The organism is Pectobacterium parmentieri, from assembly GCF_001742145.1.
GTDB lineage: Bacteria > Pseudomonadota > Gammaproteobacteria > Enterobacterales > Enterobacteriaceae > Pectobacterium > Pectobacterium parmentieri.
Genome location: NZ_CP015749.1, coordinates 1,441,498 through 1,457,585, shown reverse-complemented (window position 1 = coordinate 1,457,585; position 16,088 = coordinate 1,441,498). Strand labels below are relative to the sequence as shown.

Below are 16,088 nucleotides of genomic sequence, written 5' to 3'. Positions count from 1 at the left end.
AAATAAATAAACAGTAAAATTCCGAAACTATGAAGTTATACTTATTTATATATCACATCAATAACAGCAACTTTAGGTGGGCTATCTTCGTTATATTTGACGATAATTCCCATTCCTTTTCTTAGTTTGTGGATATCATTCGGCCCGACCAATCCTTTAGCTGTATAAAGTTTTTTCTTTCCATTTAAATCAATAGGAAAGTCAAAATTATAAAAAAAATCATTCCCATATTTAGTTTCAGTTTGTGACCAGGACTTTATTTCAGTTGTAACAATTGTGCCTTGCCATTTATCTCGCGTTTTCCAATTTTTTATTCCTAACAGTTCATTTTTATTCGGTTTAAATAAAGATATTACGATAAAAAAACTTAGAAAAGTCATTGCAATGCCGACAATGAACGGCGTTTCAGTTAAAAAATTCATTTTTACCTTCATATAAATAAATGTATTGCACTAATAACTAAATTTTGAAGAGAGTCTTCAATTTTAGTGATTGAGCGCCTATTATCAATGGTTTTTATCGAATAACTAACCAACGCACTTGAGTTACTTAAGGCGGTAAGGCTATTACTGACTGTGGTGAACGAAGAACTTACTCCTGCCCCACTGATACTATTTCCAGTAAATGAAACACTATTTCCAGTAACACTTTCATTAAATCCAGTCATTGAAAAAGAATGAAGCGCAGTTTTCACCCAACTCGAAGGCGCTTCTATGCTTACTTTTTTACCACTCTTAATACAAATCTCATTAGGGCTAAAAATATTAATTTTTCCCGACACGACGGTCTGATCCCAGTTACCATTAATGTTAACAACAACGTCACCTTCAACTCCCTCGTTTAAACTACCTGAAAGTTCACGTTTTTCATCACCTTTAATTCGAGTTTTTTTATCACCATTAATTGATATTTCGTCTCCACCGCTTGTTATTTTTAAAGTACGTCCATTTTTTATAGTTGTAAATTCACCATTATTAAATGTATTAATCTCAGCATCATCAACTGTTGTCGTCCGCTTTTGCTTGTAATGGAATGTGGCATCACCGGTTACTTTATCGCTCTGTTCTTTGCCGATAGTGGTCGTGCGGCAACCTTCAATGGCGATGGTCTTGTCATTCTCCACTGAGATGCTCATGTCCTTCTCAGCATGCATATTGAGCAGTTCATCCCCCGACTTATCCTCAAAAAACAGGAAGCTGGAGTTGTCATGATGCCCGTCTTTGCTGCGGCTCATAAAACCCATACGTGTCGCATCCTCGGGGAGATTCCACGGCGGCATGCTCGCCTCGTTGTACACCCGGCCGATGATCAGCGGGCGGTCCGGGTCGCCGTTGATGAAGTCCACCACTACTTCATCGCCCACGCGCGGGATCTGCACCCCGCCAAATCCCTGACCCGCCCAGGCGCTCGATACACGTACCCAGCACGAGCTGCTGTCGTCGCCCTTCGCCAGTCGATCCCAGTGGAACTTTACCTTCACCCGGCCGTACCGGTCCGTCCAGATAGATTCTCCCTGCGGGCCCACCACCTTCGCCGTCTGCGGGCCGTGCGTCTTCGGCCACGCCGTCGTCGGCTCCGCCCGGAACGTTACCGACGCAGGCAGCACCGTGAACGCAATGTTGTGTTTCGAGCCTCCGCTATCACCGCTGGCGTAGCTGTTTTCCTCAAACACATACGTCGCCGATGTCACCAGATACTCACCGTTGTCGCTAAAATGCGGCGCGTTAAGGAGACCAAAGGTAAACCCCGGTGCAATGCCCGTCACCGTACCCGACCCGCTCACGCTGTGGTGCTCTACCTGCCACACCTCCTGACGGATACGCGTGTAAAACTCGCCGTGGCTGTGGTCCACAAAATGACCCGGCCAGTCGTACACGTCCACCGAGCCCGGCGTCGGCGACGCCGGATTCTGCCGCGCCTGAAGCATCCACGCGTTTGGCTTGCGAAAATCGTAATCGTCCGTGCTGTACATTCCCGGCGTGACGCTCTCTGCCAGCGACCACTGGCTGATGCCCTCTTCCGTCACGCTGCCACCCGACGGCGTTGCGTGATATGTCATCGTCTCGTAGCCGGGAAATGCCTTGTGCTGGCCCGTGGCGTCGCACAATACCAGCGTGTGGCGCTCCTGCTCGTGGCGGAACCAGTAGTAAATCCCTTCCAGCTCCATCAACCGGCTGATAAAGTCCAGGCTGCTCTCCTGATACTGCACACAGTACTCCCACATCCGGTAGCTGCCCGATAAACACATCTCCACATTTACTCCGTACTCTTTCAGCAGCGTCTGCACTATCTGCGGCACCGTCTGACTCTGGAAGATGCGCAGGTTGCGGTCACGCCGCATCGGCCACAGGTCCGATTCCACCGTCAGCGTGTAGACCGCGTAGCGCGTGCCGCTCAGCTCTTCGCTGCGCACCGCGACCCGAGTGATTTTGCCGTTGAGGTAGCGCGGGCTCAGCAGGCTCTGCGTCGGCAGTGTGAACGTGACCGGCTGGCCCAGCAGCGCATGTCGGTCAATCCGTGCGTCGGTGGCAAGCAGGTCGGCGGTCAGCACAAATGAGTGGGACAACGTCTCGGTGCCCGAGAGTTTCCAGAACAGCAGGCCGTCCATCGGCAGCTGCGCGGTGATGCGTGAGAACATAAGTAGATTCCTGACGATTAACTGTGGGGATCGAGCAACCAGACGCCTTCCTGACTAATCTGCAAGGTTTGCTCACGCGTGCCGCCTTGACCGCTGACAGCGAAAGTGTAGTTGCCCGGGGCCAGTTGTAGCGCAGCGAAGCCATTCATGGCAGGAACCAGCGCCTGCGGCTTGCCGTTAACCTCAACACGTTCTCCCTGCTGTAGCTTGATGTACACCTGCGCAACCCATACTGGCTCGGGTTCGCGCTGCGTAATCTGAGCTTGCACGGGTGCAACAGGTTGTTCTGCCGGCGCCTGGGGTTCAGGGGGGGCCACAGGCGCGCTGTTTTGCACGGTTTCCGGCGGAGCCACCTGCTCAGCACCGCCCGACATCAGCATACCGACGCCCAGGCCAACCAACACGCCCACCGCGACCAGCCCAGGAAGCGCAAAGCGATGGTGCAGCAGCGATGTCACTCGCGATATCGGCTCGGCGTCTACTACGTTGTCTACCAGCACCAACATGGTGCCCGGTTCGCTGATTTCGGTGTCAAACAGCTCGGGTTCGCGCTCCGGTAACGCGATGAGTTTGGCAAAAGTATCGATGCTTTGCGTTCGATCCTCCGGCTTCAGCGCCAACGCGCAATCCACCGCTGTCAACAGCGCAACGGAGTAGCCTGACACACCGCGCTGCGCCAACGGCAAATAGTTGTCTTCGATGCTGCGTACCACGCTAACCGGCGGCGGAGCACCGGTGATCAACGCATGCAACACGGCTCCCAGCGCGTAGATATCGGTCCACGCGCCCTGTTCACTCTCGTCATTGTCGCTGTACTGCTCAATCGGCGCATAGCCGGGACGCAGCATGGTTTCACTTTCATCCGACAGGTTGCCGATGGTTTTACGCGCCGAGCCGAAGTCCAGCAGCACCGGCTCGCCATTGTTCTGAATCTGGATGTTATCCAGCGAAATATCACGATGCAGATAGCCCGCTTCGTGGATGGTTTTGATGGCACCCAGCAACGGCGGCAGCAGGCGACGGATCCAAGCCTCATCCACCCACTGCGGATTACGCTCGCGCAGCGTGGAGAGCGTGGTACCACTGTAGAGCACCGTGCCCATATAGGCGGTGTCGTTTTGCACCCAGAAGCGCAGCACATGCAAGAGGTTGGGATGGTTGAAGCGGGCCAGCAGACGCGCTTCCTGGATAAAGCTGTTCAACCCGGCGTAGAAGGTTTTACTAAAGCGTTCACTGCGTAGTACCAGATTGAGATCATCACTGCGCACCGCCAGCGAGGCCGGCATGAACTCTTTGATCGCAATATCACGCTCTAACTGATGATCCCAGGCACGATAGACAATGCCAAAGCCACCACCACCGATAACTTCTTTAATTTCAAACTCATTGAAACGGTAACCCAGCGGCAAGGCATTGGGGACGTTCAGGGGATTATCGTGTTCCGACATTTTCGAGAACTCTCTGATTACTAACGGCTTTAGATATCGAATTGGCAAACAAATTCGCCCTGTTCACAGCGCACATATATACGGCGATAGTGTTCATCGCGGGCATGGGCGCTGAGCAACATCTGGCTCATTTGCGGCAACAGGGTATTGGTGAGGATGGCATCGACCATACGGCCACCGGATTCAACTTCGGTGCAGCGCTGTACGATCAGGTGTACCACGGAGGCATCGATCTCAGTCTCAATGCCGTGGTTGTCCGCCAAACGGCGAACAATGCGTGCCAGTTGTAACTGCACAATCTTCGCCAGCATGGCATCGCTCAGCGGGTAATATGGCACGACCAATAAACGCCCCAGCAGCGCGGCCGGGAACACCTCCAACAACGGTTTACGCAGCGCGGCACTGAGCGAATCAGGGTCAGGCATCAGTTCCGGATCGGCGCACAACGCACTAATTACCTGCGTACCGACATTGGAGGTTAGAATGATGATGGTGTTACGGAAATCGATATGCCGACCTTCGCCATCCTCCATCCAGCCTTTGTCGAACACCTGAAAGAAAAGTTCATGTACGTCTGGATGCGCTTTCTCAATCTCATCCAGCAAGACTACGCTGTATGGACGACGACGCACGGCTTCGGTCAGCACACCCCCCTCGCCGTAACCCACGTAGCCCGGAGGCGCACCTTTCAACGTGGAAACGGTGTGCGATTCCTGAAATTCGCTCATGTTGATGGTGATGACGTTCTGCTCACCACCATACAGTGACTCCGCCAGAGCCAACGCCGTTTCCGTTTTGCCGACGCCCGACGGACCGCACAGCATAAACACGCCGACCGGTTTGTTAGGGTTGTCGAGGCGCGCGCGCGCGGTGCGCACACGTTTGGCGATCAAATCCAGGCCGTGACGCTGACCAATCACGCGTTGATTCAGGGTGTCAGCAAGGTTGAGTACTGCATCAATCTCGTTCTTTACCATGCGACCCAGAGGAATGCCGGTCCAGTCAGACACAACCGCCGCAACCACGCCAGCATCAACCGCCGCGAACAGCAGCGGTGTTTCGCTCTGTATCTCGCGCAAGCGCTGCCGAGCGATACCCAATTCGTCACGCAATGCCGCTTCACCTTCCACCACGCAACGCCCACACAACGCAATCAGTTGATTAACCAGCTCGCGTTCCTTCTGCCAACGCTGCTGCAACGCATCACGTTCGGCTTCCAGTTCCGTGCGCTGAGCGGCAATCGCCTGCTGCCGCCCAGCGTCACCAAGGCCGACTTTGGTTTCACGCGCGGTAATTTCTGCTTCAATCTCCAGTGCATTCAAGCGATGTAAACAATCTTCCAGTGCCGCAGGCTGCGCGCTCTGGCTTACCGCCACCCGCGCGCAAGCGGTATCAAGCAGGGCAACGGCTTTGTCTGGCAACTGCCGTGCGGGAATATAGCGATGCGACAGTTTCACCGCCGCACTGACCGCTTCATCCAGCAGCAGCACCTGATGATGCTTTTCCAGTGCGCTAACAGTACCGCGCAACATCAGAATCGCTTTGTCTTCATCCGGTTCCTGTATCTGTACAGTCTGGAAGCGGCGTGTCAGTGCAGGATCTTTCTCGATATATTTTTTGTATTCAGCCCATGTGGTCGCGCCGATAGTGCGTAACTGACCGCGCGCCAACGCCGGTTTAAGCAGGTTAGCGGCATCGCCCGTGCCCTGCTGTCCACCCGCGCCGACCAGCGTGTGGATCTCATCAACAAACAGCACAATGGGCGTTGGACTGGACTGCACTTCATTGATTAGTGCCTGTAAACGCGCTTCGAATTCACCTTTCATCCCAGCACCGGCCTGTAGTATGCCGATATCCAGCAGCCACAACTGCACATCGCGCAACGGTGCTGGCACAGCGCCTGTAGCAATCCGTAGCGCCAGTCCTTCTACTACCGCCGTTTTACCGACGCCAGCCTCACCGGTCAGCAGCGGATTATTCTGGCGGCGACGCATCAGAATATCCACCATCTGGCGAATCTCTTCGTCTCGTCCGGTGACCGGATCAATATGCCCTTCACGCGCCCGCGCGGTGAGATCCTGTGCGTACTGTGCCAGCGTGCTATCGGTGGCTATCGGGGCGGCACCGTCTACGCCCGGCGGTGTGATTAGCGCCTGCTGCGCTTCTTTGCTGCTGCCGAGTACCGTATCGAACTGCTCCAACAGCGCATCGGCGTTAATATGGGCAAACTGGCTGGAAATGCCTTTCAGCACGTTGGCGAGATTGAAGGTTTTCAGCATGCCGATCAGTAGATGGCCACCACGGATCCGTGTGGCACCATACTTAAGCGAGGCGTAAACCCAGGCGCGCTCCACAGCACTATCAATGTGTTCAGCGAGGTCGGAGACTGCACTCGCTCCACGTGGCAGGCGGTCAAGGGCAGCAACGATATCTCGCGTCAGTGTGTTTTCATCCAGCGAAAAATGGCTGATGACCCGCTGCAAGTCACCCTCTTGTTGCTGCATCAACTGATGCAGCCAATGCACCAGTTCAACATAGGGATTGCCGCGCAGTTTACAAAAGGCGGTGGCGCTTTCCAGCGAGGTAAATAACAACGTATCTAGCTTGCCGAATAACACGGCACGGCTGATTTCTGACATATCGAGTCTCTTAAATGAAAGAAGCTGGTGGTGTAACAGGGAAAAAGCGATTGGACTAGCGTGCCGCTGCCTCAACCTCAAACATGAAATCCTCGCGATCCTGCAACTGTGGCATTTGCCCCAGCCAACTGGTGTAACCGAGCCGAGCATTACCGCTCAGCGTCACGCTCTGCACGTCATCAGCCGCCAAAATCAGGCTGAGATCCCACTGCATTTCAATACCGAGGTAGTGGCGCACCCAGTCACGCACTTCGCGTGCGCCCGGCGCATCCGGCAGGAAGTGTGCATACTGTTCAATATTGAGCGGGCCAAAGCGCAGGCGAAAACGGTGCTGCACATCACGCACCGAAATACCGAGAAATGACGATGCGCCAAGGCGCGGCATCTGACGGCCCGCCCCTAATCGCGCCCGATCGCGCTTATCCAGCGCCAGCCATTGCGGTACGTTCTGTTCCATCTGTACCGGCACGCCAAAGTAGTGGCGCAAAATACGCACCAGTCCTTCAGCATCGTGACCGTGACGGCTGAGGTGGCCGACCAACATCAGACGCGCATGCAAACTCAGTGAAGTGGCCTGCTGCTGAGCGGGTAATCCAATACCGGACAAACACGCCAGATAGTTGAGAAACCGGCAGTCATCGCTGCGATCCAGAGACACCGTGGGCTGTGCATCGGCCCAGGCGCGATAAAACAGCAACGTGGCGCGGTGGTGAAATAGATCAGCAAAGGCGGCGAAACTGTGGTCCTGATGATGCACGATACGCTCGCGTACATATTCGGTCAGGTGCGTAGGGAGTGGCCCATTAGGGCCAAACAAGCCGAAGCTATAAATGGAAATCTCATGGCGATCATCCTCCTCACGTCGGCTCACCTCCGCTACCGCGGCGGGTGCAAAAGCCAACGACGGCGTTTGACCAATCCGCACCGCTTCAAATTTCGGCAATGGCGCACGGCCCAACGCATAACCCTGCCCACACTGCGCATCCAACTTGCGCAGCAACTGGAAGAGATCGTAGCGCCACGGTGCTGCCATCACCCCCTGCCAGAAATTATCCGGTAGACGTGTAGCCCGCTGCAGCGCAATCACTTGCGCCGACTCACTCATATCAACGCCTTCTTGCCCATTCGAGGCGGCCAGTAACCGACTTCGCCACGCTGCTGACTGTTCAGGGTGAATTCAGTGAAACTGTTTAGCGCAACCAGTCGAGAGAAAACGCGTTCCAAGACGCTGCCAAATAGCCACGGGCTTGCACCGGAAAACGCCTGTTCATCGACCTCCAGCGTGATGCTGACACCCCGAGCAAACACTACGGGCCCCGGTTCAGGTACACGGCGGTTGACGGTGCTGAGCTGGCAATGGCGGATGGCTTCTATTTGGCGTGACACTGGCGCATCGGCTAAGTTGGCGTACAGACTAAGTAGCTGGCGCAATGCTGCAGCGCCTTCACCGCCGGCGCAGTCCATCAGACTGAGGTAATTCATTTGCAGATGGCTAATCAGCCGCCAGGATGAGAGGCCTTCTGCTAGCGCCGGACGCGGTGGCGTTGGGCCTTTGCACAACGTCAACGGCCCCACCGGGATCGAATCTGGCATCACGAAGTTGCCCTGATCCTGCTGTAATAGCATGAGTGGTAAATCACGGCTGGTACACATCACGTCTGCCGATAGATAACGCAGGTCATCACGCCACGGCGTATGGTGCTCATCGACCAGCGACAGGAAAACTTCCGAACCGATGTAGCCAGTGCGTGTGCCATAGCGCTGCGCCTGTTCGGACAGCGTGCGCTGCTCGCGCCGCAGCGAAAAATAGGCACCGTAATCGCTTCCATCGCCACTGAAGGTGCTCCAGAAAGAGCGGAAAATCTGCTCCTCTCGTTTCCCTTCCACCGTGGCAAATAGTCGCTGAACCGAATGCACTTCATAATCCAGTGGACGGATATTATCGACCACCAAGTGGTACTCGTGTTGGCTGTCGCTGATCTTTAAACGTTCAGCGGTTTTCGGGAACAGATTAATGACGGGGGTGCAATGTAATGCCAGATGACTGGCATCCACCACACTCTCTAGTGCGCTGTCGGCTTTATCCAGCAAGATAATAATTTCAAAGATTCGGGCGTTGCCACAGCAGCGAATGAACGGCGCTAACTGCCTTAAACTGATGAACTGGAAACGGGCAGGAAAAGCAAAATACTCCTGCAACAGGCGATAGCCATCGAAGTTACGCAGGTCGTCTGGCAGCAGCGCCTGCTCTGGTGCAAACCCTTCCTGCTGTAGCGCATCATCGCTTAACACCCGGCGCAGCGGCTTTTCTTCCACGGATTGCAACAGGATGCCGACACGATGCTGCATCAATAATTCCAACAGCTTCAGCGCCTGGATATCCGGGCCACTCAGGTACAGTATTACATCATCCAGCTTAAGCTGGTCTAACGACGGAACACCTTCACATTCAATACGGATCCGCAATGCACTGGCGGCACCGAGGCCGCTCAGTTTTAGTTCACCCAAAGGGATATCAGCCGGTACACCGCCGAGCGAGACATCGCTGATGCATAACGGTTGCAGCATCACGTCATGTGCCGTGGTGTAGCTACAGGTGACGCCGCTTTTTTTCAGATTTTGGTTTTCCATCATGGTGCCGCGTGGCACGAGGAAACCATTGCTGATGTCGCCTTTTTGCGTATCTGGCGTCAGTTTGGCAATGGCCATTGACGGCGTTGGCGATAAGTAACCAGGCGCGATCATTTCCAGCATACGCTGCGAAAAACGCGGAAATTCAGCGTCCATTTTCAGTTGAACGCGCGAAGTGAGGAAGGCAAAACCTTCCAGCATTCGTTCAACGTAAGGGTCGGCGACATCGATCCCTCGCATGCCCAGACGCCCTGCCACTTTGGGATAGTGTGCGGCAAATTCCGCGCCCATTTCATGCAAATAAGCGAGCTCACGGTTGTAGTAATCGAGCAGTTTGCTGTCCATGATTAACCGGCATCCTGTAGTTCGAAATGACCGCTCTCCAGCTCAATCTGGGTACGGAACAAAAACTCCAATGGATAAGGCACGCACCACAGGCGGCCCTTAATCTCAATCGACAACACGTTATGCAGGCTGAGTGATGTCATGTCGCTGACGCAGCGCACCTGCAAGCCCTGCGGCAGAATGCGCGGCTCAAAGTGCAGGATGGCATCAGTCATTTTGCGCTGTATATCCTGCCATTCGATGTCTGAGATGTTCTGCCCGGACAGCGGTGCCACACCGAAATTCCACACCGAACGCTGCACTTCGCCGAATTCGCTGAGATCCTGCTGCGCCTCATTGTTGATGGTGTTGAACAGCCACTGCAGGTCTCGCAGCACATGCCGACGCAGTGCGCTGTGCGAGATCAACGTGTTGCTGCTGGCTTCGTTACGTTTGTCCGGCGCATTATCGGTCAGGCGATCGAGCAGCGACGATTGCAGCTTGTCGCGCGCGGTTAACGCATCGCGATTTTTACGTGCGCGGAAACCGCCATACAACTGTGCATGACCGTCGTTGTGCGAGCGGTTATCACTGCTCATCGTCAGCCTCGATCGCGTTAAAGGTGATCTGTTGCAGCGTCAGCAGCGGGAATTCAGCACTGTCGCTCAGCCACACTTTCTGACCGTTGCCGATGAACTGGCCACCCTCTTTGCCCAGCGTCTGCCATTCGGTAACGCTGGCGCGCAGATAGCGCTCATCCGTACCTTGCTGCAAGGGGTAACGCACTGGGATCTGGCAAATCTGTTCGCTGCCATCCACCAGTTGTACGCGGGTGTGACGCCAAATGAGGTCGGTGACGCTGGTTGGAGCCTGAAACACCATCTCGCGAATAGCGGCAAACGGGATCCAGTAATAACGACCGTTGGTGATGGCTTCGCATACCGGACCGAAACGGCTGTCGCCGTCCATCAGCCAAGCGAAATTCGTTGTCTCATCCTGCTGTTGCAGTTGACCAGGATTGGCGTCAGCCTGATCCAGCGCCTCGGCACGCCACTCAGCGCCGCGCACGTAATCACCGGTGATATCAGCACGCAGTGCAGCCAGCAGGGTTTCACACCAGCGCCAGGCGCAGCCCGGCAACTGCGGTTCCGCCTCGCCGCGCAGCACCGCTTCACGCTGTTGTTCACCGGCAATTGCCTGCTGCAGTAAGGTTACCGTGGGCTGCGCCAGTGGCGTTAAGGCTAGCCAAGATTGCAGTTGAGTTTGCGCGCGCGTCCAATTGCCAGCCAAACACAGCAGTTGCACAAAGGCGGCTCGTAAATCGGCATTGGCCGGGGCGGCCTGAATCTGGCGCATGATCTCAGCAAGATTATCGGCCAATGAACCTCTCGTCAGACGCTGTTGTAACGACTCCATGCAAGCTCCTTTTGCATTAATTAATGGTGCGGTAAACCGCAACGGCAGGATCTTGCAGCTCCGGATGCAGTTGTTCGACCAGTTGTACCCCGATCGGTGCATTCCCGCTCAACCACGGCGCCCACACAATGCTCACTTCCCGCAGACGCGCCTGCAGCACGCTCTCATTTTCAGCATCGCGGGCAGGCATCTGTACGACGACCTGGTTCGGTGCCTGCCAACCGTTGAACTGATTATTGAATGGCAGCACCAGCCAACTGTCCGGTGATTTATGGTTGCTCAGCACCATGCGTTCGCGGTTAACGGTGGTAATGTTGAGCTCGCCAGTTTGCGATTTGCTATTCAGGCCCGTAATCGGGAAGCCCTTCAGGAAGGTGACATCCACGGTTTTCGCCGTGCCGTTACCTATCAGCGTCAGGCTGCTGTAGCCGCTCAGCCAGCCATCCTGACCGCAGATCAGTCCCTGTTTTGATGGCACAAACAGCGCGTTGGCTTGCGCCGGATGCTGCCACCAGGTACGGAAGTGGCAACCATCGGGCAGACTGAATTGCAGCCACGGTGTGGTATCGGCCTGCGGTGAATTCAGCACCGGCACAGCAGGTTCAGCCACGGCGGCTGGCGGCGGTTCCACCGAAGGAGGCGGCAGCGTGACCACCGTTTGCCACTGCTGCGCTTTGACGGCACTACCGGTGGCGATTTCGCTGCCATCAGCATCGGTCAGTTGCCAATGTAACTGCTGCAACGGTTTACACTGTGACGCCATGAGCCCGGCAACGCGCGGCAGAAAATCGTCCAACACCGCGGCATTTTTTTCGCCCGTACTGACAATGCGTAGATCCACGCGGCTCTTACACCAGCTCGCCAACTGGTTATCTTTTACATCGTCGATCCAGACATCCAGCTTCTGTGTCGGCGACTGCACAATGCGGTAGTTATCAGCAAAGGCGTATGTGCTGAGCAGCAGCGTAGCCAGCCCCAGTAATCTATATTTCATGTTGGCGTTCTCAATCTCGAAGGGGGGAAAACTGCGCCATTTCGGATAGCGAGTGCAGTAAGGTGATGTCTTGCGGTGATCCAACCCAGACTGCTAGCGCACTGAAGTTATCCTGCTGGTCATTATCTAACTGGCCGTTTTTGATGATTTGCTGCATCAGCGTCATCCACTCTTCCGGCGTATTCACCATGTGCAGCGACTGCTGCATTTGTTCCTGCGCCACCCCGTGCCAGAAACCATCGGTGCACAGCAAAAAGGCATCACCGTCCTCGATCTCCACCACATCGCTGTAGCTGACATCGCGCTGCTCATCACCCATACCAAGCGCGAAATAGAGCAGGTTGTTGTTAATGCCGTCGGTCTGGTGCCCGGCATCTTTCATCTGCTGCACCAGGCTATGGTCGGTGGTGACATGATAGAGATAGCCGCGTCGGAACAGATACAGCCGGCTGTCACCAGCATGCGCCCAGTAGGCCAACTCAAAGTCGCGGTCGATAAACAGGCTCACCAGCGTGGTGCCCATGCGGCTGTGTTCGCGGCAGGCTTTCTGCTGCTGGCGAATCGAATGGTTAGCGTGATTGACGTAGTTGCGAATCGACTGCGCATTAAGGTGCGCATTGCCGTCGAATGCGTCCATCAGGCTGTTACGAGCGATATCTGCCGCAACATCACCACCAGGAAACCCTGCCACGCCGTCGCACACCACGAAGCAGGCTGAGCGCTCACCGATGACATCACCAGTTTGATCCTGATTGCTGGCGCGATCGCCCTGATTCGACATGGAAGCAATTGTGATCTTCATGTGGCATCCGTGTGGGTTTGTGAGTCTTTGTACTGATTAACTTCCAGGTCATAGGCATGCAGGAACGCTTCACCAAACAGGGTGTGAAAATCGTCTTCGATCTCGCCTGCCGTCTCACTGTAGCGCTCCACGAAATGCTCCCACAGCGCCGCTTTACGGCTACCGGGTAAACCCAGACGTGAGACTGCGCCCGCCTGACGCGCCTCTTCTTCTAGCTGGTCCGGATTAAAGGATTGCAACATTGAGGCGATGATGGCGCGGATCCCGGCAATCATCCCCAACTGGTGTGCCTGTAGATCGATCAGCGCATCACGTACCGCCTGACGCGGCGGCATAAAGCCTGGCATACGACTGCCAAACATCTGCATCAACACGGTTTTGCCGGAAGGCAGTAGCTTAAATGGGTTGTTGGCGTCATCGAGGATCATCGTCATATCTGCTTTTACGCCGCGTTTGAGGATCGAACGCGACGACAGCAGCGCCACCGTGCCCTGCGAGAACATGCTGAGCATCTGACCAAACTGCAACATCTGCTCACGGTCTAACTGTGGCGTCGGCTGCAGATCGCGCAGACCCATGCCTTCCAGCAGTGCATCCAGCAGTTCGCCTTTCAGCCGTTCGCCGCTGCTTTGGCTGGCTATGCTGCTCGCTGTAGGCGCACTGGCCTGGCTGCCAGAGGCTACCGGGTCGATACGCAAGCGCCCTTTCGGCGTTGGCAATGGCGTGCGCTGTACCGCCTGCGGCGTCGGCAGCGTGATACCGCCATAATCGATTGGCGAATTGGTTGTGTCAGGCTGCTTCAACTCAGGTTCACTGCTCGACAGCGATTCGCTGGTGGCTTGTGTGTCGATGTTATCAAACAGCGGTGAGCTACAGAGATCCGCGAGTTCAACCGGTACGCTTCCAGGCTGCGCTTCGGCGATAGGTTCCGGCTGTTCAGGCTTAGCAACCAGAATCTCGGGCTGTGCCAGCGGCACCGCATTGCCCATCATCAGACCGAGCGGATCGTCGTGACTGCGCGCATCTGTAGCGCTCTGGCTACCGAACAGGCTCAGTGGTTCGATCTCGGTTGAGATGGTTTCCACCTGCGGCTGCGCTGCCGCATTTTGCTGCGCGGAGAGTGTGCTCGGTGTACGGTCGTCAAAGATGCTTTCCTGAGCAAAAAGCGCATCAGCTTCATCGAATAGACTGGTGTTTTGCGGTTGTTGTCCGATATTCAGCGGCGTATCGCTGAGTAACTGTGCTAAAGGATCTTCCGGGTTGCGTTCAACACCTGCAGGCGCTGTCAACGGATGCGCCATCGGCTGCTCAGGCATGGTGTTCTTACGCTTCGACAAATCATCAGAGATCGAAAATTCTTTGGTGAGGCTATCCCAGATTTCACTGGGGATCGTCGCCGTGTTGCTGGCTTTTTCCGCTGATGGTTCATCGGCGATAATAATAGGTTTGACCGCAGGAAGTGGCTCGATAAGTGCAGCCTGCGACTGCGGCGCGTTATTGAAATCGTTGACTAACAGTTGGTAATCACCAATACCCAGCACATCGCCATCCTGTAATTCAACCTGACGGCCCCGTTCCAGCGGGATATCGTTGAGCTGTACACGCGTCACGTTGCCACGGTTGGTCAGGCGGCATTCACCCGTCGCAGTGATGTGCACAATCGCCTGCAGGCGAGAGATAGTGCGATCGTCATCGGGTAATACCAGATTGTTATCAACCCCACGACCAATGGTGCCACCGGGCGGAAGGAAGTCACAACGGATTTGCGGTGGCTGGTGGCCAGGTTTAGTCGTTACTATCGTAAAGCGCATAACGGGTTCCTGCGGTTAGCGGTTCGACATCTATCCCCCACTTCTCGCGGGAAAAGGGACGGGGTATAGAGAGCAGATGCATCTAATAGTACGGTTGGGTTTTAGTTTTATTTGAATGACTGTAATGGCCGGATTTGATCAAGCGTAATACGGTTTAATTTCCTCAATAAGTAGCGCGGTTGGATATCCTATTTAAGCTGATGGCATGGCGTTGAATAAAATGCGTTTAATTAACTAGTTAGGTGGCGTTATTTTTTAAGTTAGTTAAGGGGATCAAGATGTTTTAATCTCACATAGCCCTTTTTTGAGCCGATAAGGTCTTTTTGGGATGCATCATACTCAGCAACATAAATCCAATCAGAGTTAGCCGTTTTAATTTTAACGAGGGCGTGCTGGCTGTCGATTTCATAAATTATCTTTCCAGTATCGTTAGGCTTATCAAATAGACTTACATTATCCACATCACTTTTTAATTGATAAATAATAACATATGGTAATGGATTACAGGAATCTGAGTTATCATCTATTTTAAAATTTGCATCTTTTTGTAAAAAAGAAATAAATTCAGCCTGCCAAATGGCCGAATCGCACTCTTTATAATTGATAAGTTTCCTGAGTGTCACTGTACCATTTTGTTCCATATGACCTTCCTTATTGATAAAAAAGTCATCCGGTATGGTTTTGAAATTCTTTTTGACGAACGCCTCATTTGAATGAGTACCTTTAATATCAATGACTTCTTTTTGCTTACCTTCATTGGAAAAAACAAAAAATCGTAACTTTAGCTCTGGGTCATTTATCCCGTTATTCCACTGTGGGAGCCAATAAAATTGCAATACACCATCTTTTACAGTATCAGCTAAAGAAGGCAAGGGAGAAAGAAGGAAAATTATTATGCAGATAAAAATATTTCTTTTCATGTCCTATTCCTTTAAATTATTCTCTACATCCTGTGTAGCAGGATGTAATGGTTATTGTGAAATTCTCAATATCTTCATCTTTTATGAATTTTTTTAGTTCTATTAACTTAAGCACGCTTCCTCCTACAATGTCTATTCCTTTAGAGCTACCAATGAGCAAGCATCCTTTGCTATGAATAGGTAAATTACCATTATGAATAAGAATATAACGAGAAAGAGGAACTGAAGAGTTATATAGAATGGGAACTGGATTATGTGGAATGACACCAGAAATAGATGAATTATGCCATTTTATTTTATATTCCCCCTCCGGAATTCTTTTGTTTTGGTTAGATTGAGTCGTATCTGGTCCAGGCCTTTCCAAAAAATACCCTTTAATACTGCTGTCAGAAACATTAAAAACACTAATGGTTGATTTATTAGTTTGCCACATCCGTCTGATATAGATCACATGACTTGCCATTA

Annotated in this window: 13 protein-coding genes; all 13 read right to left on the bottom strand. The window is 53.4% G+C overall.

Annotated elements, in window-relative coordinates; translation table 11 throughout:
- Positions 1 to 41: 41 nt before the first annotated feature.
- On the bottom strand, positions 42 to 422 hold the full coding sequence (locus A8F97_RS06425) for a hypothetical protein (protein ID WP_033071541.1): 381 nt from the start codon (positions 420 to 422) through the stop codon (positions 42 to 44).
- A gap of 8 nt (positions 423 to 430) precedes the next feature.
- The gene (locus A8F97_RS06420) at positions 431 to 2,638 is read right to left on the bottom strand and encodes a type VI secretion system Vgr family protein (RefSeq protein ID WP_033071542.1); all 2,208 of its coding nucleotides are present in this window, start codon (positions 2,636 to 2,638) and stop codon (positions 431 to 433) included.
- 17 nt (positions 2,639 to 2,655) lie between these two features.
- Positions 2,656 to 4,086 (bottom strand): serine/threonine protein kinase, encoded by a 1,431-nt coding sequence (locus A8F97_RS06415; RefSeq protein ID WP_033071543.1) that lies wholly within the window; start codon positions 4,084 to 4,086, stop codon positions 2,656 to 2,658.
- A gap of 29 nt (positions 4,087 to 4,115) precedes the next feature.
- Complete coding sequence (tssH, locus tag A8F97_RS06410; RefSeq protein ID WP_033071544.1) at positions 4,116 to 6,725, bottom strand: type VI secretion system ATPase TssH; 2,610 nt, start codon at positions 6,723 to 6,725, stop codon at positions 4,116 to 4,118.
- A 55-nt stretch (positions 6,726 to 6,780) separates the two neighbouring features.
- Complete coding sequence (tssG, locus tag A8F97_RS06405; RefSeq protein ID WP_014700085.1) at positions 6,781 to 7,830, bottom strand: type VI secretion system baseplate subunit TssG; 1,050 nt, start codon at positions 7,828 to 7,830, stop codon at positions 6,781 to 6,783.
- On the bottom strand, positions 7,827 to 9,701 hold the full coding sequence (tssF, locus tag A8F97_RS06400; RefSeq protein ID WP_033071545.1) for a type VI secretion system baseplate subunit TssF: 1,875 nt from the start codon (positions 9,699 to 9,701) through the stop codon (positions 7,827 to 7,829). The genes tssG and tssF overlap by 4 nt, the downstream gene beginning before the upstream one ends.
- A 2-nt stretch (positions 9,702 to 9,703) precedes the next feature.
- Positions 9,704 to 10,279: a type VI secretion system baseplate subunit TssE gene (tssE, locus tag A8F97_RS06395; RefSeq protein ID WP_014700087.1), complete on the bottom strand. Its 576-nt coding sequence runs from the start codon at positions 10,277 to 10,279 to the stop codon at positions 9,704 to 9,706.
- Entirely contained in the window at positions 10,269 to 11,096 is an 828-nt protein-coding gene (locus A8F97_RS06390; protein WP_025920236.1) for a type VI secretion system accessory protein TagJ, read from the bottom strand. Before A8F97_RS06390 ends, tssE begins: the two co-directional genes overlap by 11 nt.
- 16 nt (positions 11,097 to 11,112) lie before the next feature.
- The gene (locus A8F97_RS06385; protein WP_033071546.1) at positions 11,113 to 12,090 is read right to left on the bottom strand and encodes a hypothetical protein; all 978 of its coding nucleotides are present in this window, start codon (positions 12,088 to 12,090) and stop codon (positions 11,113 to 11,115) included.
- A 10-nt stretch (positions 12,091 to 12,100) separates the two neighbouring features.
- Complete coding sequence (locus tag A8F97_RS06380; RefSeq protein ID WP_025920238.1) at positions 12,101 to 12,892, bottom strand: PP2C family protein-serine/threonine phosphatase; 792 nt, start codon at positions 12,890 to 12,892, stop codon at positions 12,101 to 12,103.
- A complete protein-coding gene (tagH, locus tag A8F97_RS06375; RefSeq protein WP_033071547.1) occupies positions 12,889 to 14,703 on the bottom strand; it encodes a type VI secretion system-associated FHA domain protein TagH in 1,815 nt (604 codons plus the stop codon). The genes A8F97_RS06380 and tagH overlap by 4 nt, the downstream gene beginning before the upstream one ends.
- Before the next feature lie 260 nt (positions 14,704 to 14,963).
- The gene (locus tag A8F97_RS06370) at positions 14,964 to 15,623 is read right to left on the bottom strand and encodes a hypothetical protein (RefSeq protein ID WP_014700092.1); all 660 of its coding nucleotides are present in this window, start codon (positions 15,621 to 15,623) and stop codon (positions 14,964 to 14,966) included.
- 16 nt (positions 15,624 to 15,639) lie between these two features.
- On the bottom strand, positions 15,640 to 16,086 hold the full coding sequence (locus tag A8F97_RS06365; RefSeq protein ID WP_014700093.1) for a DUF5675 family protein: 447 nt from the start codon (positions 16,084 to 16,086) through the stop codon (positions 15,640 to 15,642).
- Between the last annotated feature and the right edge of the window lie 2 nt (positions 16,087 to 16,088).